The 21,505-nt window shown below is 74.6% G+C and carries 17 protein-coding genes; 12 read left to right on the top strand and 5 right to left on the bottom strand.

The window, feature by feature from the left end; all coding sequences use genetic code 11:
* The first annotated feature begins 284 nt into the window (after positions 1 to 284).
* The 6 genes from AB0O19_RS02920 to AB0O19_RS02895 all read left to right on the top strand — a co-directional run bounded on the left by AB0O19_RS02920 (position 285) and on the right by AB0O19_RS02895 (position 7,209).
* Complete coding sequence (locus AB0O19_RS02920; RefSeq protein WP_363617295.1) at positions 285 to 806, top strand: universal stress protein; 522 nt, start codon at positions 285 to 287, stop codon at positions 804 to 806.
* Positions 807 to 860: 54 nt separating this feature from the next.
* Entirely contained in the window at positions 861 to 2,315 is a 1,455-nt protein-coding gene (locus tag AB0O19_RS02915; RefSeq protein WP_363617293.1) for a PLP-dependent aminotransferase family protein, read from the top strand.
* A gap of 220 nt (positions 2,316 to 2,535) precedes the next feature.
* Positions 2,536 to 3,048: a hypothetical protein gene (locus tag AB0O19_RS02910; RefSeq protein ID WP_363617291.1), complete on the top strand. Its 513-nt coding sequence runs from the start codon at positions 2,536 to 2,538 to the stop codon at positions 3,046 to 3,048.
* Positions 3,049 to 3,635: 587 nt separating this feature from the next.
* The gene (locus AB0O19_RS02905) at positions 3,636 to 5,045 is read left to right on the top strand and encodes a family 2B encapsulin nanocompartment shell protein (protein WP_363617289.1); all 1,410 of its coding nucleotides are present in this window, start codon (positions 3,636 to 3,638) and stop codon (positions 5,043 to 5,045) included.
* Between the two features lie 205 nt (positions 5,046 to 5,250).
* Positions 5,251 to 6,318, top strand: a complete 1,068-nt coding sequence (locus AB0O19_RS02900; RefSeq protein WP_363617287.1) for a hypothetical protein — start codon at positions 5,251 to 5,253, stop codon at positions 6,316 to 6,318.
* Positions 6,319 to 6,438: 120 nt separating this feature from the next.
* A complete protein-coding gene (locus AB0O19_RS02895) occupies positions 6,439 to 7,209 on the top strand; it encodes a DUF4239 domain-containing protein (protein ID WP_063350621.1) in 771 nt (256 codons plus the stop codon).
* 75 nt (positions 7,210 to 7,284) lie between these two features.
* Here the strand turns inward: AB0O19_RS02895 and AB0O19_RS02890 are convergent, their stop codons facing one another.
* Positions 7,285 to 9,624 (bottom strand): glycosyl hydrolase family 18 protein, encoded by a 2,340-nt coding sequence (locus AB0O19_RS02890; protein WP_363617285.1) that lies wholly within the window; start codon positions 9,622 to 9,624, stop codon positions 7,285 to 7,287.
* A gap of 284 nt (positions 9,625 to 9,908) precedes the next feature.
* Between AB0O19_RS02890 and AB0O19_RS02885 the strand changes: the two genes are divergently transcribed.
* The 3 genes from AB0O19_RS02885 (at position 9,909) to AB0O19_RS02875 (ending at position 12,391) form a co-directional block, all read left to right on the top strand.
* Entirely contained in the window at positions 9,909 to 10,556 is a 648-nt protein-coding gene (locus tag AB0O19_RS02885) for a class I SAM-dependent methyltransferase (protein ID WP_363587464.1), read from the top strand.
* Positions 10,557 to 10,627: 71 nt separating this feature from the next.
* Entirely contained in the window at positions 10,628 to 11,293 is a 666-nt protein-coding gene (locus tag AB0O19_RS02880) for a hypothetical protein (protein WP_363617284.1), read from the top strand.
* A 51-nt stretch (positions 11,294 to 11,344) separates the two neighbouring features.
* A complete protein-coding gene (locus tag AB0O19_RS02875) occupies positions 11,345 to 12,391 on the top strand; it encodes a hypothetical protein (protein WP_363617282.1) in 1,047 nt (348 codons plus the stop codon).
* Here the strand turns inward: AB0O19_RS02875 and AB0O19_RS02870 are convergent.
* Positions 12,388 to 14,604 (bottom strand): hypothetical protein, encoded by a 2,217-nt coding sequence (locus tag AB0O19_RS02870; protein WP_363617280.1) that lies wholly within the window; start codon positions 14,602 to 14,604, stop codon positions 12,388 to 12,390. The two genes, AB0O19_RS02875 and AB0O19_RS02870, sit on opposite strands and share 4 nt — an antisense overlap.
* Positions 14,605 to 14,976: 372 nt before the next feature.
* On the opposite strand from AB0O19_RS02870, the gene AB0O19_RS02865 reads away from it, so the two are divergent.
* Positions 14,977 to 15,564 carry a TerD family protein gene (locus tag AB0O19_RS02865; protein ID WP_350879397.1) on the top strand — a complete coding sequence of 196 codons (588 nt, stop codon included), beginning with the start codon at positions 14,977 to 14,979 and terminating at the stop codon, positions 15,562 to 15,564.
* 63 nt (positions 15,565 to 15,627) lie between these two features.
* Here AB0O19_RS02865 and AB0O19_RS02860 read toward each other — a convergent pair whose 3' ends face one another.
* Together AB0O19_RS02860 and AB0O19_RS02855 are read right to left on the bottom strand one after the other, a co-directional pair.
* Positions 15,628 to 17,289 carry an ABC transporter permease gene (locus AB0O19_RS02860; RefSeq protein ID WP_363617278.1) on the bottom strand — a complete coding sequence of 554 codons (1,662 nt, stop codon included), beginning with the start codon at positions 17,287 to 17,289 and terminating at the stop codon, positions 15,628 to 15,630.
* On the bottom strand, positions 17,286 to 18,212 hold the full coding sequence (locus tag AB0O19_RS02855; protein ID WP_363617276.1) for an ABC transporter ATP-binding protein: 927 nt from the start codon (positions 18,210 to 18,212) through the stop codon (positions 17,286 to 17,288). The genes AB0O19_RS02860 and AB0O19_RS02855 overlap by 4 nt, the downstream gene beginning before the upstream one ends.
* Positions 18,213 to 18,307: 95 nt before the next feature.
* Here AB0O19_RS02855 and AB0O19_RS02850 point away from each other — a divergent pair, with 95 nt between their 5' ends.
* On the top strand, positions 18,308 to 18,841 hold the full coding sequence (locus AB0O19_RS02850; protein ID WP_363617274.1) for a MarR family transcriptional regulator: 534 nt from the start codon (positions 18,308 to 18,310) through the stop codon (positions 18,839 to 18,841).
* 117 nt (positions 18,842 to 18,958) lie between these two features.
* On the opposite strand, the gene AB0O19_RS02845 is transcribed toward AB0O19_RS02850, so the two are convergent.
* Positions 18,959 to 20,446: a lytic murein transglycosylase gene (locus tag AB0O19_RS02845; RefSeq protein ID WP_363617272.1), complete on the bottom strand. Its 1,488-nt coding sequence runs from the start codon at positions 20,444 to 20,446 to the stop codon at positions 18,959 to 18,961.
* Between the two features lie 674 nt (positions 20,447 to 21,120).
* Between AB0O19_RS02845 and AB0O19_RS02840 the strand changes: the two genes are divergently transcribed.
* On the top strand, positions 21,121 to 21,504 hold the full coding sequence (locus AB0O19_RS02840; RefSeq protein WP_363587480.1) for a hypothetical protein: 384 nt from the start codon (positions 21,121 to 21,123) through the stop codon (positions 21,502 to 21,504).
* Position 21,505 lies beyond the last annotated feature (1 nt).

The following is a 21,505-nucleotide window of genomic DNA, read 5'->3' as shown; positions in this document are numbered from 1 at the left end:
AGGTTTAGGCACGTCAGGGGGCCGTTACCGGGCGTAAGGATCAAGGAAATGACATGATTTGGCCCGATTTGCCACCATTTGCAAGATCAAACCACCCGTCGAAGTGGCCTGCGTCACGCCGAAAGCCGTGTGAGCCCGCCCACATCGTCGACAGCGCGTGACGTACCACCAGCCCCCGGTGTCGAAATCGCCGCCCCGCCCGGCGCCCCGGGTGGCCCGCACCACAACCCTCACCGGGAGGGCCCCCTCCGCTCACGCACGGTGGCGGGCATAGCCTCGGGGCCATGAGCAACGAGAGCGATGCAGAGGACGTGGAGGCCGTCGGCGGCGCCGGGGAGCCCGGGGCGGCAGCGGCCCCCGCGGGCTTCGAACTGGGGACGGACGGGCCCAAGGTGATCCTGGCGGGGCTGGACGGCTCCGACTCCTCCTGGCGCGCCACCGCCTACGCCGCCGGGCTGGCCCGCCGCCAGGGTGCCACCCTCGCGGTCGCGTACGTCCAGCCGATCCTGGGCTCGGCCACCGCGCTGGCCGGGGCCGTGGTGGAGGAGACCACCCAGGAGATCGCCGACGAGCTGCTGACCGCACTGCGCGAGGCCGAGCACCACGTGAAGGAGGTGTGGCGGGTGGAATGGCGCTTCCTCACCATGCGCGGCGACCCCTATACGGGGCTGGCCAAGCTCGCGGACGAACTGCGCGCCGACGCCGTCGTGGTCGGCGCCTCCGAGCAGGCCGGGCACCGGGTGATCGGCTCGGTCGCCGTCCGCCTGGTGAAGGCGGGCCGCTGGCCGGTCACCGTGGTGCCGTAGCGCGGCCGGGCCGCCCGGTAGGGGGCCGGGCGGCGGCGGGTAGGGTGCGTGACCATGACGGAAACGCCGGGCGCGCACCCCACCGGGCCCGCCCACCCGACCGGCAGCGACCTGCACCTCGACCTCCCCGCCGTCGGGGGCCGCCGTGCCGCGCTGATGGCGGCCCTGCGCGAGGCGATCCGCAGCGGCCGGCTCGCCCCCGGCACCCGACTGCCGCCGTACCGCGCGCTCGCCGCCGACCTCGGGCTGGCCCGCAACACCGCCGCCGAGGCGTACGCCGAACTCGTCGCGGAGGGCTGGCTGACCGCGCGTCAGGGTTCCGGCACCGCCGTCGCCGAGCGGGCCGAGCCCGTCCCGCCGAGCCCGTCCCCCCGACCCTCCGCGCGGCCGGGGCCCGTCCACGACCTGCGTCAGGGCCGGCCGGACGCCGCGTCCTTCCCGCGCACCTCCTGGCTGGCCGCCGCCCGCCGGGCCCTGACCGCGGCGCCCAACGAGGCCTTCGGGCCCGGCGATCCGCAGGGTCGGCGCGAACTGCGCACCGTCCTCGCCGACTACCTGGCCCGCGTCCGCGGGGTGCGCACCGACCCGGACCGGATCGTGGTCTGCTCGGGCTTCGCCCACGCGCTGCGGCTGCTGTTCGCCGGCGGGGCACCCGCCCTGCCGCCCGAGTCGACCGGGCCGCTGGCCGTCGAGGCGTACGGGCTGGGGTTCCACCGCGGGCTGCTGGCCGCCGCCGGGGTCGCCACCGTGCCCCTTCCGGTCGACGAACACGGCGCCAGGATCGGCGGGTTGGCGCACCGTCAGGACGTCCGGACGGCCCTGCTCACCCCCGCCCACCAGTTCCCGACCGGCGGACCGCTGCACGCCGGCCGCCGCGCCGCCGTGGTCGACTGGGCGCGCGGGCGCGGCGGCCTGCTGCTGGAGGACGACTACGACGGCGAGTTCCGCTACGACCGCCAGCCGGTCGGCGCCGTCCAGGGGCTCGACCCCGAGCGGGTGGTCTACCTCGGCTCGGTCAGCAAGAGCCTGTCACCGGCGCTGCGGCTCGGCTGGATGGTGCTGCCGGACCACCTGGTCGACCGGGTGCTCGCCGCCAAGGGCGAACGCGAGGGCTGGGCCAGCGCGTTGGACCAGCTGACCCTCGCCGAGCTGATCGACTCCGGCGGCTACGACCGGCACGTGCGGCGGATGCGCCGCCGCTACCGGGAGCGCCGCGACCAGTTGGTGGCCGCGCTGGCGGCGAGCGCCCCGCACATCGGGGTCTCCGGCGTCGCGGCCGGCCTGCACGCCGTCCTGCGGCTGGAGCCCGGCACCGAGCACGCGGTGCTCCAGGCCGCCGCCCGCCGGGGCCTGGGCCTGGACGGGCTCGCCGACTACCGGCACCCGGGGATCGGCCCGGAGGCCATGCCGGCCATGGACGGCCTGGTCGTGGGCTACGCCGCGCCGCCCGACCACGCCTACCCGGCGGCGCTCGCCGCGCTCTGCGACATCCTGCCGCCGCCCGCCTGAACCAGCCGGGCCCGGGGCGGCCGGACCGGCATCGGCCTGCCGGGCGACCGGCTCCGGGTGGACGTCCGGGGCGGCGGGCGAAGCATAGGGCCCCGGGCGGGGGAGTGGGGGCGGAACGCGGCCGGGGTGGTCCACGGTGTCCGCCCCCGACTCGTGCGTCGGTACGGACCGGGGCGGAGCGGGGCAACGGAACCGGTACCGCGCCCTACGCTCCTTGGTCATGCGCAGAACACATTTGAGCCGTGTCGCCCTCGCCGCGTGCCCGGCCCTCGCCGTCGGTCTGCTCCTCTCCGCCACACCCGCCCAGGCCGACACCCCGCTGCCGTTCACGGCCGTCTCCGACCGGCAAACGACCGTCCGGGGCGGCGAGTTCACCCTGACCCTGACGCTCAGCAACCCGTACGACACGCCGATCCAGTTCGTGTACCAGAGCGTTCAGCCGACCTACCAGACCAGTCTGGAGAGCGGCCTCAAGTTCACCGCCACGGCCTGCGGCACCCAGACCAACGGCTGCAGCGACAACGTCCACGGCGGGATCGCCCGGTACAACGTGCCGCTCGCCCCCGGTGCCACGAGCAGCTTCACGGTCACCTACACCGTGGCGCCGGACTCGACCTGCGGCGCGGCGACCAGGATCGACTTCTACTCCTACCTGTACTACGAGTACAAGGGGGGCGAGGCCAAGAACTCCGGCATCGTCGGCATCCCCGGCAGCCAGATCGCCTGCGCCTGACGCATCGCCCGACCGGCGCTCCCTCGCCGCTTCCCCGTCGCACCCCCACTGCGCATCCCCGATCCCCCGTCAGGTGCCGGCCGCCCCCGTCCCGGCACCTGACGGGCCGTTCGCGTGCCCGGATCCCGGTGGCGGGCCGGCTCCCATGGTCGGGGCGCAGCTGACCGGCCCCGTTGCGTCGGCCCCGTTGTGCCGGCCCCCCGTTGACGACCCGCTCCCGCCGATGTCGTACGGGAGGTACGCCGCCTGTCCGCTGCCGCTGTCCGTGCGCGGGGGTCGGTCGCGCGGGATCCGCGGCGGGGAACGGATGTTCTCGCGACCCGGGGCCCGAGCGGAATGGGACTGCTTCAGATTCACCCTATCGGGGGGTAGTCGGCCTCCGCGCGGGCCCGGTCGGGCGCTGGTGATCTAGGGTTCCCGATGGGCCGCCGGGAGACGGTGGCCGTGATCGCGATGAATCGCCAACACCCCCATCGATACGCGTGTCTGATGAGCCGTCATGGCATCAGTCGGGGTGGATCGGGGCGACCCCGTCGCCGTCCGACCCCGACCGCGTGATCCGACCAGATGAATGGAGACCCCTGCCGATGCCCGTGGACACGAGCCCGGAGACAGCGCAGGTCCCGCAGCAGTCCAGCCTCACGACGGCCGCTGCCCGCAACCTCGCCACCACGACCAAGTCCGCACCGCAGATGCAGGAGATCACCTCCCGCTGGCTGCTCAAGGTGCTTCCCTGGGTACAGGCCGCCGGCGGTGCCTACCGTGTCAACCGACGGCTCACCTACACCGTCGGCAACGGTGTGGTCGAGTTCATCAAGACCGGCTCCCAGGTCCGGGTGATCCCCGCCGAGCTGGGTGAGCTCGCCCTGCTGCGCGGCTTCGAGGACGAGGAGGTGCTGACCGCCCTCGCCGACCGCTGCGAGCAGCGCGACTTCGGCCCCGGTGAGGTGCTCACCACCCAGGGCGGGGCCGCCGACCGGATCTTCCTGATCGCGCACGGCAAGGTCAACAAGATCGGCACCGGCAAGTACGGCGACGACACCGTGGTCGGCGTGGCCGGCGACGGCGACCGCTTCGGCGACGACGCCCTGCTGAACCCGGACGCCGTCTGGGAGTTCACCGCCACGACCGCCACCGCCGGCGTCGCGCTCACGCTGACCCGCCGCGACTTCGCCGCCATCCGGGACAACTCGCCGAGCCTCCAGGAGCACCTGCTCGGGTTCCTGGCCCTGCCGCAGCAGGCCCAGAACGAGCGCGGCGAGGCCGAGATCGCCATGTCGGCCGGCCACCACGGTGAGTTCGAGCTGCCCGGCGCCTTCGTGGACTACGAGCTCAAGCCCCGCGAGTACGAGCTGAGCGTTGCGCAGACCATCCTCAAGGTCCACACCCGCGTCGCCGACCTGTACAACGAGCCGATGAACCAGATCGAGCACCAGCTCCGGCTGACCATCGAGGCGCTGCGCGAGCGCCAGGAGCACGAGCTGGTCAACAACCCGGAGTTCGGCCTGCTCAACAACGCCGACTTCGACCAGCGGATCCAGACCCACTCCGGCCCGCCCACTCCGGACGACCTGGACGAGCTGCTCAACCGCCGCCGCGACCCCGACTACCTGCTCGCCCACCCGCGGACGATCGCCGCGATCGGCCGCGAGTTCAACGCCCGCGGCCTGTACCCCCACCACGTCGACCTCGGCGGGCAGCAGGTGCCGGCCTGGCGCGGGGTGCCGATCCTGCCGTGCAACAAGATCCCGATCACCAAGGAGAACACCAGCTCCATCCTGGTGATCCGTACCGGTGAGGACAACCAGGGCGTCATCGGCCTGCACCAGAACGGCATCCCGGACGAGTACCAGCCGTCGCTGTCCGTCCGCTTCATGGGCATCGACGAGAAGGCGATCATCTCCTACCTGGTCAGCGCCTACTACTCGGCCGCGATCCTGGTGCCGGACGCGGTCGGCGTCCTGGAGAACGTCGAGATCGCGCACCGCCGCCACTGAGGACGGCCGACAACGGGGCCGGGCCGTAACCGGTCGGCCCGAAGATCGTTTGACCTGATGACGGACGGCCCGCCCCCGGAAGGCGGGCCGTCCGCCTGATCGTGCCTCATCACGTCTGATCACGCCTGCCCGCGTCCTCCTGCGGGCCGGGCGGATCGTCCTGTTCTGATCCCGTCCCCGGCGACCCGAGAGGTGAGTGGAGCCCATGCCGCAGCGCCGGCAGTCCCGACGGATATCGCTGGACGGCGGTGGGGGTGCGGCCTCCGGTCGGCGGACCAGGCTGATCGGCGCCGCGGTCGGCGTGGTCGCGATGTGCGCCCTGGTCGGCGGCGCCTCGGCGTCCGGCACCGAACACCACGGCGGGGAGCAGCAGCACGGCACGATCGTCGACTCCTGCGTCTGCACCGCGACGGACGTGTCGGTGCAGGTCGGGCCGGGCGGGGACGTGAACGTCGGGGTCGACGTGGACGTCCAGGTCGGCGTCACCGTCGCCCCGACGGCCGACGCGCGGCACCCGGGGCCCGGGCTCCCGCACCGGCACCACCCGTGCCGCACGCCGAAGGCCGTGCCCGGACCGGCCTCACCACGGCCCTCGGACACCACGGGGGTCCGTCGGCAGCCCGGCCGCCCGGACGACGAGCACGGCGGGTACGGGGGGTACGGGGGCCACGACGGGGACTGGTGGCACGGGGACTGGTGGCACGGGGACTGGTGGCACCACCACCATCACCACCCGCACCCCTGCCCGAGCCCCACGCCGACGCCGACGCCGACGCCGAGCCCCACCCACACGCCCAGCCCGACGGCGACCCCGACACCGAGTGCCACGCCGACGCCTTCGCCGACGTCGAAGCCCAGTCCGACTCCGGCACCCGTCCCCACGCAGTCGCCGACCCCCGCGCCGACAACGCCGGCTCCCAGCAGGACACCTGGGCCCACCCCGCCGCCGACGGCACCTGCGCCCCCTCCGCCGCCCGCGCCGAACCCGCCCGCACCCCCGGCGCCGGTCCCGGTAGCACCGGCGCCCCCACCGGACCCGGTGGCCCCCAGCCCGGACGCGCCGAGCCCGGTGCGCTCGAGCCCGCTGTGGCCGACCCCGGCGGCGCAGCCCGTGTACCACGTGCGGGCGGCGCAGCCGCCGGCCCCGCCGCAGCACCACCACAACGCCCCGGCGACGACCACCATGCTGCTGGTCACGGTGCCCGCCATCCTGGCGGCGGCGGCCCTGCGCCCGGGCCGTGGACGCGGCCGCGGCCGTTCCGGGCGGTCCTGACCGCCCCACCGAGGCGGCCCGCCCCGGCCCCCGGTCCGGCCCTGGAGCCCGACCTGCCCGGCCCGGGGCCGGCCCCGATCCTTTGTTCCGTCACAAGCCGAGCCAGAGAAGGGAGTTCCCATGTCCGAATGGTTGGCGTTGGCCATCGCGATGGCGGCGGCCTGTGCCGTCGTGGTGGCGGTGGTGGTGCTGCGGCACCGCCGGGTGGGCACCGAGAAGAACGTCGACGAGACCCCGGACGTCATCGACTACATCACGATGATGATCGGCGTGGTCTACGCGATCGTCCTCGGCCTCGCCCTCGCGGGTGTCTGGGAGGCGCGCGGCGCCGCCCAGGACGACCTGTTCCGGGAGGCGCAGTCGTTGCAGGAGGTGAGCGACCGGGCGGTGGTCTACCCGGCCGAGTTCCGCGACCAGGTCCGGGCCGACGTGGACGCCTACGTCTCGTACGTGGTGAAGGTCGAGTGGGACTACATGCGCAAGAACGGCGAGATCTCCGACAAGGGCACCGAACTGCTGGACAAGCTGCGGGTGGACGTCGCCACCCGGCCGCCGGCCTCCGAGCTGGAGTCGCAGTCCTACCAGCCGATCATGGACCGGATCAGCCAGGCCGACGACGCCCGCAACTCGCGCGGGCAGAACGCCGGGCCGACCATGCCCGGGGTCGTCTGGTTCGGCCTGATCACCGGTGCCGTGGTGACCGTCGGCATGCTGTTCGCGCTGCAGATCCGGCGCACGCCGAGGGAGTTGATCCTGGCGGGCTGCTTCAGCGCGCTGATCGCGTTCCTGCTGTTCATGATCTGGGACTTCGACGATCCGTTCGGCCGGAGCGTCTCGGTGACCACCCAGCCGTTCGTCGACCTGTTCCCCTCCCTCGGGCTCAAGGGCTGAGCAGGGCCCGCCGAACCTCGCCGAAGCGGGTGGGCCCGCGCGGAGATCCGCGCGGGCCCACCGGCGTGCCGGACGTCAGCGCAGGCTGCCGTCCATGGAGTTGAGCAGCGTGCCGGAGGCGTCGTCGTTCTCCAGGGAGAAGGCGAACAGGCCGCCGAGGCCCTTGCTCTTGGTGTAGGCCCCGCGCGCCTGGATGGCCTGCGGGGTGTCGCCGGTCCAGAAGTTGGTGCCGTCGTAGACCCAGCTGCTCTCGGTGACCGGGTCCCAGTGGGTGGTGGCGGCGGTCGGGTTGAGCTCCTTCCAGGCGGCCAGTCCGGCCTCCTGGCTCAGCGGCTTGGCGGCCGTCGGGCCGGTCGCGCTCTGGTACAGGCCGTAGTTGGAGCCGGCCGGGACGCCCGTCCAGCCGCGCCAGTAGAACGGGATGCCGAGCACCAGCTTGTTGGCCGGGAAGCCGCCGGGGATGCCGTACTCGGGCAGGCCGGTGGTGTACGCGGCGAGCATGGTGTCGACGTTGTACTTGCGGGTGCCGGGGGTGATCGGCGTGGTCGGGTCGGCCGGGCTGTCGTGCAGCGGGTCCTGGTGGTTGGTCGGGCCCTTGGCGTCCCAGGCGCCGTGCATGTCGTAGGACATGACGTCGGCGTAGTCGAGGTAGTTGCCGATCTTGTCGGTCTCCAGCTGGGCGATCTTGTCCTGGCCGCTGGGCAGGGCGGCGGACAGCAGGTAGCGCTTGCCCTGGGCGGAGCCGAGCGCGTCCAGCTGGGTGCGGAACTCCTTGAGCAGGAGGGTGAAGTTCTGCTTGTCGGCGGGGGAGTAGTGGTTGCCGGTGTGGCCGCCGGCCGAGCCCGGGTACTCCCAGTCGAGGTCGACGCCGTCGAAGATGCCGGCCGCCGTGGCCGCGCCGCCGGAGGCGTCGCCCGCGACGCCGGTCGGCAGGTTCCCCTTGAGGAACATGTCGACGCAGGAGGAGACGAAGGTCTTCCGGGAGGCGTCGGTGGCGGCGGCGTCGGAGAAGTACTTGGAGTACGTCCAGCCGCCGATCGAGATGGTGAACCGCAGGTTCGGGTACTTGGCCTTGAGCTGGCGCAGCTGGTTGAAGTTGCCCTTGAGCGGCTGCTCCCAGGTGTCGCTGCTGCCGTCCACGCTGGTGCCGGAGTTGTAGTCGGACTGGTAGTCGGCGTAGGCGTCGCCCGCGCCGTCACCGGCGTTGGGGTTGTTCTCGTTGGTCGAGTCGGAGGCCTTCACCGCCTGGAAGCAGGTGAGCTTGGTGGGGTCGATGTTGGCGAACGCGTAGTGGATGACGTCCAGCTTGCCAGCGGCGCCGCTGGTGTCGACGTTCTTCGGGTAGTACGCGTTCTCGTAGACGCCCCACTGGTCGAAGTAGGCCGAGCGGACGGGCTGTTGCGCGGGGGCGGCGGCCGTCGTGGTGCTCACCGCGGCGGACTGGGCGGAGGCGTGGGAGCCGGAGTAGCCCTGGACGCTGAAGGTGTACGCCTTGCCGGGCAGCAGCGAGCTGACGGCGACGGAGGTGCCCATCGAGGTGGCGACCAGCTGGCCGTTGGACCACACCTTGTAGGCGATCGGGCCGTCGCCGGTGGTCAGGGTGGAGGGCTGCCAGGTGAGCACCACGGCGCCCGCGGTGACCTTGGTGACGGCGACGCCGGTGGGCGTGGTGACCTTGCCGTCCCCGGCCGGGCCGCTGGCGGTGGCCGTCGCGGTCGGGCTGCCGGACGCGGTGGGGCTGCCGCTCGCGGTGGGGCTGCCGGACGCGGTCGGACTGCTGGACGCGGTCGGGCTGGTGGAGGCCGTCGGGCTGCCGCTCGCGGTCGGGCTGCTGGTGGCCGTCGGGCTGCCGGTGGAGGTGGGCCCGGCCGGGCCGGTCAGGCTGAGGTCGTCGGCGTAGTAGGCGCCGGTGCCGTACCAGCCGTGGGTGAAGACCGTCACCGAGGTGGTGGTGGCGCCGGTGGTGAAGGTGGTGCTCAGCTGGTTCCAGCCGGTGCCGCCGGGTGTCCAGACCGGGGAGTTGACGCCCGTCCCGGTGGCGCCGAGGTAGACGTAGCTGCCCTGGACGAAGCCGGACAGGGTGTACGTGGTGTTCGGCTGGACGGTGACGGTCTGCTGGCACTGCGCGGTGTCGGAGGCCGAGGCCGCGCCGCTGAGCGCGTAACTCCCGCCGTGCACCGGGGTGGTGACGACGGAGCCGTTGGCGCAGGTCCAGCCGGTCAGGGTGCCGGCCTCGAAGTCGCCGTTGGCCAGCAGGTTCACCGGGGCGGCCGAGGCGGGGCTGAGGGTCAGGGCGAGGGCGGCGCCGCTGGTGCTGAGCGTGGCGGCGAGGGCCAGGGCCATGGCCCGTCTGCGCGGGGCGGTCCGGTGCCCGGCGGCCTGGGCGGGCCGTGCGGGCGTGACGCGGTCGTGCATGCGGTTGTCCTCCGGATGTGTGGGGGTTCCGGCGGTGCGTGGCCCGGGGTGGGCCGGGGGAGCCGCCCGGGCGCTGTGGGGGCGCGCGGGCAGGTGGAGCGTGCCGACGTACGGACGGCGGGCGCGGCGGGCCGGCTGACCCGCTCGCGTCACGACATCACAGATTGGACTGGACCAATATTCGCCGTCAAGGGTGTCCGCCCGCTGGACCGTTCCGGGCCGCCGCCGCCCGGGCCCGGTAGGTTGACCGCTGCGGAGCAGGCCCGCCGAACGGAGGACTCGCGATGGACAGCCAGGACTGGGACGACCGCTACGCCGCGACCGAGCTGGTGTGGGGCGCCGAGCCCAACCGCTGGGTGGTCCGCGAACTGACCGGCCTCACCCCGGCCCACGTCCCCGGCCACGCCCTCGACCTGGCCGCCGGCGAAGGCCGCAACGCCATCTGGCTGGCCGGCCGGGGCTGGGAGGTCACCGGGCTGGACTACTCCGCCGTCGCCCTGGAACGTGCCGAGCGGCTCACCGCCGACCTGCCCGACGAGGTCGCCGACCGGCTCACCTGGCGGCACGGCGACGCCCGCACCTTCGAGGCCCCCGCCGCCGGCTACGACCTGATCCTGGTCGCCTACCTCCAGGTCCCCGCCCGGGACCGGCGGGCCGCGCTGCGCCGCGCCGCCGCCGCGCTCGCTCCCGGCGGCACCCTGCTGGTGGTCGGGCACGACCTGAGCAACCTCACCGAGGGCGTCGGCGGCCCGCAGGACCCGGCCGTGCTGTTCACCCCGGAGGACGTCCTCGCCGACCTCGCGGACCGCGGCCTGCGCACCGTCCGGGCCGAACGGGTGCACCGGACGGTCGGCCCGGAGCCCGGGCACAAGGGCGAGGGCGACGGCGTCGCGGTCGACGCGCTGGTGCGCCTGGAGCGGGGTGCCGAGTGACGGGGGACCGAGTGACGGGGCACCGAGTGGCGGGGGACCAGGTGACGGGGGGCCGAGAGATGGAGCACCGAGTGGCGGCGCGGCCGGCCCGGCGCACCCTGCTCGCCGGCCTGGCGATCGCCGCTCCGGTGCTGCTGGCGGGCTGCTCGGCCTCCTCCGGCAAGGCCGGCAAGAAGGCGGGCGAGGAGGCCGGCGCGGCCAGGGCGAGCGACGCGGGCGGCGAGGCCCTGGTGATGATCATCCGGCACGGCGAGAAGCCGGACGGCGGCCACCCGGGACTGGACGAGAACGGCGGCCACGACGGCAAGTCCCTCACCGAGCGCGGCTGGTCCCGCGCCCGGGCGCTGCCCACCCTGTTCGCCCCGCCCGCACCCGGCCTGCGCACCCCCGCCCGGATCCTCGCCGCCGCCGACCAGGGCCCACTGGCGGGGGCGCACCGGATGCGGCAGACCGTCACCCCGCTCGCCGCCAAACTCGGGCTGACCGTCGACACCGGGTACGCCGAGTCCCAGGAGACCGCCCTGGCCGGCGCTGCCCTGGCCGGGCCCCGGCCGGTGCTGATCTGCTGGGAGCACTCGCGGATCCCGCGGATCGTCGAGGCGCTCGGCGCCGCCGGCAGCGGCGCACCCGCCACCTGGCCGGACCGCTTCGACCTGGTCTGGGTGTTCGCCCGCCCGGCCGGCGGGGCCTGGACCTTCCAGGAGGTCCGCCAGCACCTGCTGGACGGCGACGCCTGATCCGCCTGCGGGCGGACGCGATGTGACGAAGCGTCAACTAGCTTGTGGGTCATGAGGACTCGCACGTTCTTCGCCGCCGCGGCCGTCACGGCGCTGCTGCTGTCCGGCTGCGCCGAATCCGGCTCCGAGGACGGGCCGCAGCCCAGGCCGAGCCGGGCCGGCGGCGCGCCGCCGACCGGGGGCGAGCGCCGGGCCGACGGCGCCGAGCTGCTCTACCGGGCCGAGGGCGGTCGCAGCGCCCAGAACCCCGCCTTCGCCCCGGACGGCCGCTCGGTGCTGCTGACCGAGTTCAGCGAGGGCTACAACAAGGGCGCCGCCGCCCTCGGGGTGCTGCCGCTGGACGGCGCCCGCGCGCCGCAGAAGGTCCTGGAGGATCCCGACAAGGCCGCCGTCAACCTCCCGGGCACCAGCTGGAACGCCGCCACCGGCGCCTTCACCTTCGCCACCGACCGGGAGTCCGGCCACGACGAGGTCTGGCTGATGACGCCCGGCGGCAGCCCCGAGCGGGTCACCCGGCACGAGGACGGCAGCGGCTACAGCGAGCCGAGCTTCTCCCCGGACGGCGCGTGGATCGTCTTCCAGCAGAGCTGGGAGCCGGAACACGCCGCCGTGCACGGCGACGACGCCGAACAGGACTCGCTCTGGAAGGTCCGCCGCGCCGGCGGCGCCCCCCTCCGGCTGGTCGACGGCAAGGGCACCGGCACCGACAACCGGCAGCCGAACTGGTCGCCCCGGGGCGACCGGATCGTCTTCCAGCGGCGCGCCGCCGGCGGCGAGAACTGGGCGCTGTGGACGGTCGGCGCGGACGGCACCGGCCTGCGCCAGGTCACCGACGTGCCGGGCGAGCACACCGACCCCACCTGGTCCCCGGACGGCCGGTACCTGGTGTTCTCCTCCAACCTCGGCGACCTGCCGAACGCCCAGGTCTTCGTGGTCGCGGCCGACGGCGGCCGCCCCGTCCGGGTGACCGGCGACGACGGCTCGTACGACGGCGCGCCGAGCTGGTCCCCGGACGGGAAGTGGATCGCCTTCGAGTCCGCCCCGGGCGGCGAGGCCAACCCCGCCGCCCTCTGGCGCATCCCCGCGCCCGCGCTCTAGCTCACCGTCACCGTCACCACCGAGTACTGCACGACGGTCAGCGGCACGCTGACCGTCGCTCCCGTGACGGTGTACGGGACGGGCTTGGGCGTCGGGTCGGTGCCGTCCGGGGTGGCGACGGTGACGGCCGTGACGGCGGCGCCGGCCGGGAGGGCGTAGGAGAGCGCGCAGTTGGCGGGCGTGGTGCGGAAGGCCGCCGGGGTGTCGCCGAAGTTGGTGAAGTTCACCAGGTGGACGACGGTGTCGTTGCCGAGCCGCCGCGCGTCCAGGAAGATCCGGCGGTCCCCGGCCAGGGTGACGGCGGGCGGTGCGGACTGGCGGACGGGGGCGAGTAGTTGGTCGGCCGAGGCCTGGTCGGTCTTGGTGAGGTAGCTGAGCCCGGCCCGGTTGCGGACGTACCAGCAGGTGCCGCTGCCGTAGGCGTTCTGCTTGCCGGCCGGCAGCGGGCTGCCCCGGCGCAGCCCGAGCACGTCGGAGAGCGCGAACTCGGCGCGCTGGCCGCCCAGTTCGTCGAGCGCGGTGGGCGCCGGGCCGGTGATCACGATCGTCCCGCCGGCCGCGACGAAGCCCCGCAGCACGGCCGCCTCGGCGTCCGAGACCGCCTGGAGGTCGGGCAGCAGCAGCACCTTGAACCGGGCCAGGTCGGCGGCGGCCAGGCCGGGGCTGGGCACCGTGTCGAACGGGATGTGCGCGTACACCAGCGCCTTCACCGCGCCCCGGAACTCGCCCAGCCAGGGGACGGAGGCGCAGCTCTGCTCCGGGTCGTCGCCGCCCCACCAGTCGCTGATCCCGGCCGGCGCGGTCGCGTTGACGTACATCCCGATGCCCGCGCCCGGGCTGACGTAGTCCCGGGACGGGCTGGAGTGGTAGACGCCGACCTGGGCGGCCGAGGCGGCGTTGTAGAGCCGCTCCTGGTTGGTCTGGACGAAGCGGTACATCCGGGCGCGCATCGCCGCGTCCACGGTGTCGTTCTTGTACGGCGTCTTCACCTCGTAGGGGTTGCAGCCGGCCGCGATCAGCTGGGACATCACCAGCGAGGCGTCGTCGGCCTGCCAGCCGTAGGAGAACGCCCAGGCGGGCTTGGTGCCGCTGGCGCCGCGCGCGTACTTGTACATCGAGATGAGACAGACCCAGTCGGAGGCGGTGGCGTGCCGCATGCCGTCGTAGTTGCCGAGGATGTCCACCTCCCAGACCTGGCTGACGGCGCCCTCGGCCTGGCGCAGGTAGCCGCCGTCCAGGCCGATCGAGGTGGCGTAGCGGTAGTCCATCGAGACGGTCTCGACGAAGGTGACCAGGTCGGGGTTGACCGCGCGCCCGGCGGCGGCGATGTCGAGCTGGAACTGGAGCAGGTTGCGGTGGCGCCATTCGAGGTAGCGGCGGAACGCCGGGTCGGTGAAGTCGGCGGCCTTGGGCAGGGCGAGGCCGGTGTCGGCCTTGAAGGCGGCCGCGCCCCAGGTGGAGGCGTCGCACCAGGAGAGCACGCCGTCGAAGTAGATCGGGACGTCCGGCCAGATGCCGTCCACGCCGGTGGCGGCCACGCCCTTGATCCGCTTGAGGTAGTAGTCCCGCCAAGGAGAGTTGGGGCTGAGCCAGACGCTCTCGTCGCCCGGGTCGACCCAGACCACCACGCTGCCGTAGAACACGTTGGGCTTTCCGGCGAGGTCGCGCTGGACCCAGGCGCCGCCCTGGTCGTTCTTGTAGAACGAGCGGCCCTTCTCGCCGCCGGGGGAGATCAGCTCCAGGGAGGGGTAGTACATGACGACCTTGAGGCCGGCGGCGTGCGCCAGGCCGGTGAAGGTCTTCACCTCGGCCATGTGGGCCGCGAACTCGGCGTCGGTGAGCCAGTTGGAGAGCAGGGTGTCGAGTTCGATGACGCTGACGTTCTGCGCCTTGAGGGCGTCGACGGCGCTCTGCATGTCGGCGGGCTCGTTGAAGGTGCCGTCGCCGACGCGGGCGAACCGGGCCCAGTCCGGCCAGGGTTGCGCCGTGGCGGTGCCGCCGCCGGGGAGGGTGGCGGGTGCGGGCACGGACTCCGGTACGGGCGCGGGCGCGGGTTCCGGGGCGGCGGCCCAGGCCTGGCCGCCGGGCAGCAGCCGGACGGCGGCGAGCGCGCCGCCGGTGCCCAGGCCGGCCCGCAGCAGGCGGCGGCGGCCGAGGCGCGAGGTGGTGGCGGCGGTGGCGGGTGCGGGCGGTGTTCCTTCGTGCTCGGACATGGTGGTCCCCCCAGCGTGGGTTGGCGGATCACGGGAACGTGCGCGGAACGCTCGGTGCGGCGGCGGCCGTTCTCCCGGTCGGCGGCGCCTCCGAGCCGACCCTAGTCCGCGGGCCGCCCGCCTGTTCGGCCCCTGCTCGCGGCTACGCCAGACGTCGGAATCGCCGGTTGCCAGGTTGGCCGAGCCGGATTGCGCGCCGCCCCGCACAAGCTCCTCCCCGGGGCGCTTGACAGTGTGCAGACCGCCCCCGGTGGTGACGGCGGGGGGAGTGCGGGGTAGGGGTGCTGGGAGCGCGCCGGTCGGATGATCATAGATGTTCGACAGTGCTGTAGATTCACGGCACGGAGCGGCGGCAGGGACGAGGAGGGCACGATGAGCGTTTCGCTGGCCAAGGGGCAGAAGATCAGCCTGGAGAAGCCGGGCGGCGGTCAGCTGAGTGTGGTCCGGATGGGCCTGGGCTGGAAGGCCGCGCAGCCCAAGGGCTTCTTCGCCAAGCTGCTGGCCGCCGGTCGGGAGATCGACCTGGACGCCTCGGCGGTGCTGTTCTCCCAGGGGCGGCCGGTGGACGTGGTCTTCTTCCAGCACCTCAACAGCAATGACGGTTCCGTCCGGCACAGCGGCGACAACCTGGTCGGCGGCGCGGGCGACGCGACCGACGACGAGTCGATCACCGTCGACCTGACCAAGATGGCCGCCGAGGTCGACCAGATCCTCTTCACCGTCAACTCCTTCACCGGCCAGACCTTCCAGGAGGTCGAGGCGGCCTTCTGCCGGCTGGTCGACGAGCAGACGGGCGCCGAGCTGGCCCGGTACACGCTCACCGGGGGCGGCCCGTACACCGCGCAGATCATGGCCAAGGTGCAGCGCACGCCCGCCGGTTGGCAGATGACCGCGATCGGGCAGCCGGCCAGCGGGCGGACCTTCCAGGACCTGATGCCGGAGCTGGTCAAGCACCTGTGACCCGGCCAGGGGCCGGCCCGCCGTGGCCGGCCCCGTCCGCTTCCCCCGCCGCGGCCCCGGGAGTCAGCGCGTTTCGAGGTCGCGGCGCCGGAACCCGGCCAGCGCCAGGGCGATCAGGGCGGCCGCGACCAGGGTGAGCGCCGCGAGCGGCGTCCAGTCCATGGCGGCCGCCGGGAGCCGGGGCACCTGCCCGAACGGGGAGAGCCGGTCCAGGCCCGCCGGGAGCTTCAGCAGCGGGCCCAGGTAACCGATCACGAACGCGTACGCCGGCACCAGCCAGGCCAGCTGCGTCGCCCGGGGCAGCCAGCCGTACACGGCGGCGGCGAACCCCACCGTCACCCACTGGGCGGGCGCGAACGCCAGGGCCGCGCCGACCAGTCGCGGGAACGCGTCGGCGTCACCGGTGGACAGCGCCCCGGCCAGGCCGAAGCCCGTCCCCGCCGCGAGCAGCACCGCGGTCGAGCCCAGCAGCGCCGCCGCCAGGTGCCCGCCCAGCCAACCGGACCGGGACACCCCGGTGGCCAGCACCGGCTCGGCCCGCCCGGCGCTCTCCTCGGCGCGCGGGCGCAGCGTCGCCAGCACCGCGTAGACCGCGCCGACCACCGCCACCACCAGCAGGGTCATCGCGGCGAAGGAGTCGGTGAGCGAGCGGCCGCCGAGCCGGGCGAGGGCCTCCTTCAGCTGGTCGACGTCCTTGACCATCGCGTCGGCGCCGCCCAGCAGTGACCCGTACATCGCGCCGAGCAGCAGCAGCGCGACCGCGAAGCCGCCCAGCAGGCCGCGGTGCAGGCGCAGGGCGAGGCCGAGCGGGGTGCCGAGGGCGGGGCGGGCGGTGGGCGGCCCCGGGCGGGCGGCGCGCAGCCCGGCGCCCACGTCCCGTCGGGTGCTCAGTGCGAAGCCGGCCGCCCCGGTGACGGCGGCCAGGGCGAGCGCGGGCAGCAGCGGCCACCAGCGGTCGTCCACGAAGGGGTAGCTGCGCTGGAGCCAGCCGATCGGGGAGGCCCAGGAGAGCCCGTTCGACCCGGCGTCCCCGGCCGCGCGCACCGCGTAGGCGGTGCCGAGCACCGCGAGGGCCAGCCCGGAGGCCGTCCGGGCGTGCGCGGTGACCTGGACGGCGACGGCGGCGACCGCCGCGAACAGCAGTCCGGCGGCGGTGGTCGCGGCCCCGAACAGCAGCGCGCCGCCGGTGCCGAGCCCGGGGACGCCGAGGGCGGGCAGCCCGGCGGCGAGCAGCAGGCCGAGCGCGAGGTCGGCGACGGCTGCGGCGCCGAGGGCGGCCGCGAGCTGGGCGTGCCGGCCGACGGCGGCGGAGCGGACCAGCTCGGCCCGCCCGCTCTCCTCCTCGGCCCGGGTGTGCCGGGTGACGGTCAGCACGCTCATCAGCCCGGCCAGCACCGCCAGCAGGCCGAGCAGCCGGTGGCCGAGCATGGCGCCCCAGGTGTAGTCGGCCAGGTAGTGCCCGGGGCCGGTCATGGCGAGGACGGCCGGGCCGGCGGAGGCGTGGGCGATCGAGGCGCGGTCGGCGGCGGTCGGGTAGAGGGTGTGCACGCTGTTGGCGCTGGCGAGGGTGAGCAGGCCGAGGCCGAGCACCCAGGCGGGGAGGCGGAGCCGGTCACGGCGCAGGGCGAAGCGGAGCAGCGTGGCGGTGCCGGCCAGGGTGGTGCGCGGGCGTGGCGGGCGCGGGGCCGTGGCGGGCGCGCTGGTCGCGGTGGTGGTGGCGGTCATCGGGCGGCCTCGCCGTCGACCGGGTGCCCGTTGGCGGCCAGCTCGTCGCCGTAGTGGCGCAGCATCAGCTCCTCCAGCGTGGGCGGGTGGCTGACCAGGCTGCGCAGCCCGGCCTCGCCGAGGCGGCGGACGGCGGCGTCGAGGTGGGCGCCGTCCACGGCGAAGCGCACCCGGGTGCCCTCGGTGCGGACGGCGTGCACGCCCTCCAGCGTCTCCAGCCCGGTGACGGGGCGGTGGGTCTCGGCCTCGACCGTGGTGCGGGTGAGGTGGCGCAGTTCGCCGAGGCTGCCGGTCTGCACCACCCGGCCGTGGCGGATGATGCTGACCCGGTCGCCGAGCTTCTCCACCTCGTCCAGGATGTGGCTGGACAGCAGGACGGTCCGCCCCTGCCGCCGGGCCTGGAGGACGACGTCCTGGAAGACCACCTCCATCAGCGGGTCGAGGCCGGAGGTCGGCTCGTCGAGCAGCAGCAGTTCGGCGTCGGAGGCGAGCGCGGCGACGATGGCGACCTTCTGCCGGTTGCCCTTGGAGTAGCTGCGGCCCTTCTTGGTGGGGTCGAGGTCGAAGCGCTCGATCAGCTCGTCGCGGCGGCGGCGGTCGAGCCGGCCGCGCAGCCGGGAGAGCAGGTCGATGGCCTCGCCGCCGGTGAGGTTGGGCCACAGTTCGACGTCGCCGGGGACGTAGGCGAGGCGGCGGTGCAGTTCGACGGCGTCGTGCCAGGGGTCCTTGCCGAGCAGCCGGGCGCTGCCGCCGTCGGCGCGCAGCAGACCGAGGAGCACCCGGATGGCGGTGGACTTCCCGGCGCCGTTGGGCCCCAGGAATCCGTGCACCTCGCCGGTCTCGACGGTGAGGTCGAGGCCGTCCAGCGCGGTGGTCCGGCCGAAGGTCTTGCGGAGGCCGGTCAGAGCGATTGCCTTCGTCATGCTGCTGAAGCTACCGTAGTTTCAGAAAAACGTGAATATTGGGAAGGCGTTAAAGTTCAGTCGAGTTGTTGATCACCGGAGAGGGGAAGGCGCGCGTGGTGGAGCGGGAAGCGGAGAAGGAGCGCGACGAGCAGGCGGTGTCGGACTTCGTCGAACGGTTCGCGGCCGAGCTGGTGGCCGCGGGCATGGGCCGGATGCCGGCCCGGCTCTTCTCCTGCCTGATGGCCGAGGAGAGCGGCGTCCTGACCTCCGCCGAGCTCTCCGAACGGCTGCGGATCAGCCCGGCCGCGGTGTCCGGCGGGATGCGTTACCTCACTCAGATCGGCCTGGCCGCCAAGGAGCGCGAGCCGGGCTCGCGGCGCGACCGCTATCGGGTGCTGAACGACGTCTGGTTCGAGTCGCTGACCCGGCGCGACGAGTACCTGCTGCGCTGGGTGCGGGTGCTCAGGGAGGGCGAGGCCACCGTCGGCGCGGGCACCGTCGCGGGGGAGCGGCTGGCGGAGAGCGCGGCCTTCTTCGCGTTCATGGTGGACGAACTGCACGGGATGCTCGCGCGGTGGCGGGTGCACCGGGCGGCGCTGGGGCCAGGGGCGTTGCCCGGGGCCGGGGCCGGGTCGGATCCGGCGTAGGTCTCGGTCCAGCTCTCGGTCTCGGGCTCGGTCTCGGTCTCGGAAGCTTGGCGGGGCGGGGCGGGGAACGCGGAAGGCCCGCACCAGGGGTGCGGGCCGTCGGCGGATGGGGCGGTGTCAGCGGGTCGGCGGGGCGGCCGAGGGGGAGAGGCCCGCGCTGGGGGTCGTGCTCGGGGCGGCGGAGGAGGGGGTGCCGCCCGGGGTGGGAGTGCCACCGGGGGTCGGCGTCGCCGTGGCGCACCCGGGGGCGGCCGGGGTGCCGGACGGCGTTCCGGTCGGGGTGGCCGTCGGGGACGGGCTGCCCGTCGGGGTGGTCGTGGCCGTCGGGCTCGGGCAGTCGGTGGGAGTTCCGGTCGGCGTCGTGGTCGGCGTCGTGGTGGGGGTGCCGGACGGCGTGCCGGTCGGGGTGGCCGTCGAGGACGGGGTGCCGGAGGGGGTGCCCGACGGAGTGGTCGACGGCGTGCCGGACGGCGTGGCCGGCGGGGTCGACGGCGGCGTGCTGCTGGGCGTGCCCGTCGAGGGGGTGCTCGGGTCCGTCGTCGGCTGCGCGGAGGAGGACGGCGTCGGGGCCGGCGAGGTCGGCTGCGCGCTCGGCGAGGGCTGCCCGCCCGGGGTCGGGGTGGTCCCGGGGGCGTTCGGCGTCCCGGGGGTGGCGCCAGGAGTCGTCCCGGTCGGCGGCAGCAGCGGCGCGAGCGGCAGCAGCGGGGAGGGCAGCGAGGCCGGCGGGGTCGAGGAGGCCGGGCGGTTCGGCACGGTGGTGACGCTGCCGCTGCCGTAGTGCGCCATCCAGTTGCGGACCGTCCGCAGGTACTCGCCCGAGTTGTTGTAGCTGAGGATCGCCCGGTCGAGCTGCGCCGGGTCGGCGAGGTCGCGCCCGCCCGCGCACAGGTAGCGGGCGGCGCTCTCGGCGGCGTCGAAGATGTTGTTCGGGTCGGCCTTGCCGTCGCCGTTGGCGTCCGTGCCCCAGGTCGCCCAGGTGGAGGGGATGAACTGCATCGGCCCGACGGCGCGGTCCCAGCGCGCGTCGCCGTCGTAGCGCCCGCCGTCGCTGTCGGGTATCGCGGCGAAGCCGTTGCCGTCCAGCGCCGGACCGAGGATCGGGGTGAGGGTCGTCCCCGTCGCGTCCACCTGGCCGCCGTTGGCCTGGCCGGATTCGACCTGGCCGATCGCGGCCAGCAGTTGCCACGGCAGGTGGCAGCCGGGCGAGCGCTGTGCGGCCGAGGCCTCGGCCTGGCGGTAGGCGGCGAGCACGGTCGCGGGCAGGGCCGGGCCGGTGGCGGCGAAGGGGCCGGCGGCGGGCGCGCCGGGCACCGTGCCGGGCGGCTGCGGCAGTTGGACGGTGCCGCCGCCGTCGGCCGGGACGCCGGTGCCGAAGGCGCTGCCGGCGCCGCCGGTCGGGCTGCCGCCGGCCGGTGAGCCGGGCTGGGAGGCGGAGGCGTCCGGCGACGTCACGGCGTCGGCGGCCGCGACCGGGGCGAGCCCGAAGCCCGTCACCTGGGAGCCCGTCAGTGCGGCGAGTGCGGTGAAGGCCGCAGCCGTCCCCGTGACCCGCTTGCCGAGCCGCAGTCCGCGCCCGCCCTGCACCTTGCCGAACCTCGCCGTCATACCGTGCCCCTCCCCGTAGCCGTCCCGACCCTGCCGGAACGGATGAACCGTCGTCATCGTGCCTGCCGCCGGACGGCGGCTCCCGCCGTCGCAACGATTAGTATCACGACGGTCTGACGCGACAGGGGCGGCCGGAGGTTGCCGCGGCCCGGCGCCGACGTCGAACACCGCAGGTCAGCAGGGGTGGGGGAATGCCCGCTCGGGCTCGGGCCGGGGGCCCGATCCGCGTCGCGGCCAGGCTGGCCGACGGCCCGGCCGGGTAAGCGAGTTGGGGCGTGTGCGCGTCCGCCACGGGTTCCGTCCGCAGGCCCGGTGGCGGCACCGGAGGGCTGTGTGGGTCGAGCGTCGGCGGTATCTCCCGTTCCTGCCAAGGGAGTTGGCCGGGGGCGTGCCGGTGGTGGGCCGGGCGTGCAGGGGCCCGGACCGGCGGTCCGGGGCGCGGGGGTGGTGCGTGCGCGTCGTTCCGGGCTCCCCGGCGGCGCCCGCCGCTGACCCTCCTGACCTGCGTGGATGTCCGCCGCCGGGCGGGCGTTTCCCTACCAGGGCGGGCGTGCGGACACCAGGGGGCGGCCCCAACTCGCCCCTGGACGGGTGACGTTCTGGTGAAAAGGGCATGCCAGGAATCTCCGCCCGGCATGCTGTGCCCCGTGACCATGCGGATGGAGGCCCGGACTGTGAGCGCGAACCTGCCCGAGACCGTCGCCGAGGGAGCGGTCGTCCTTCCGGCCCCCCCTCGGGCGGTCGACGACCTGGCCCGCGACCTGACCCAGGCCGCGGCCGCCGTCCGGGCGGTCTCGCGGGTCGCCCGCAGCGGTGGGGACCTCGCCGTCGCCGCGTACACCGCGGTGGTGTGCACCGGGCGTTCGGCCGCCCGCGTACTGGAGGAGGCCGCCGCCTGGTGCCGGCAGGCCCCCGGGGCCGAGGTGCACTCGCTCGCCTGGGCCCGGGTGCCGGGGCACCGCGAGGACGTGGACGAGTACCGCGTCACCCTCGCCGTCAGCTTTCCCGACGACGAGACCGGCGAGCACCTCGGCGACACCCATCGCGCCCGCCGGTGAG

The sequence above is a fragment of the Kitasatospora sp. NPDC091276 genome, assembly GCF_040684355.1.
Classification (GTDB): Bacteria; Actinomycetota; Actinomycetes; order Streptomycetales; family Streptomycetaceae; genus Kitasatospora.
Note: the sequence above shows the minus strand (reverse complement) of the source record. Positions and strands in the feature narration are given on the sequence as shown.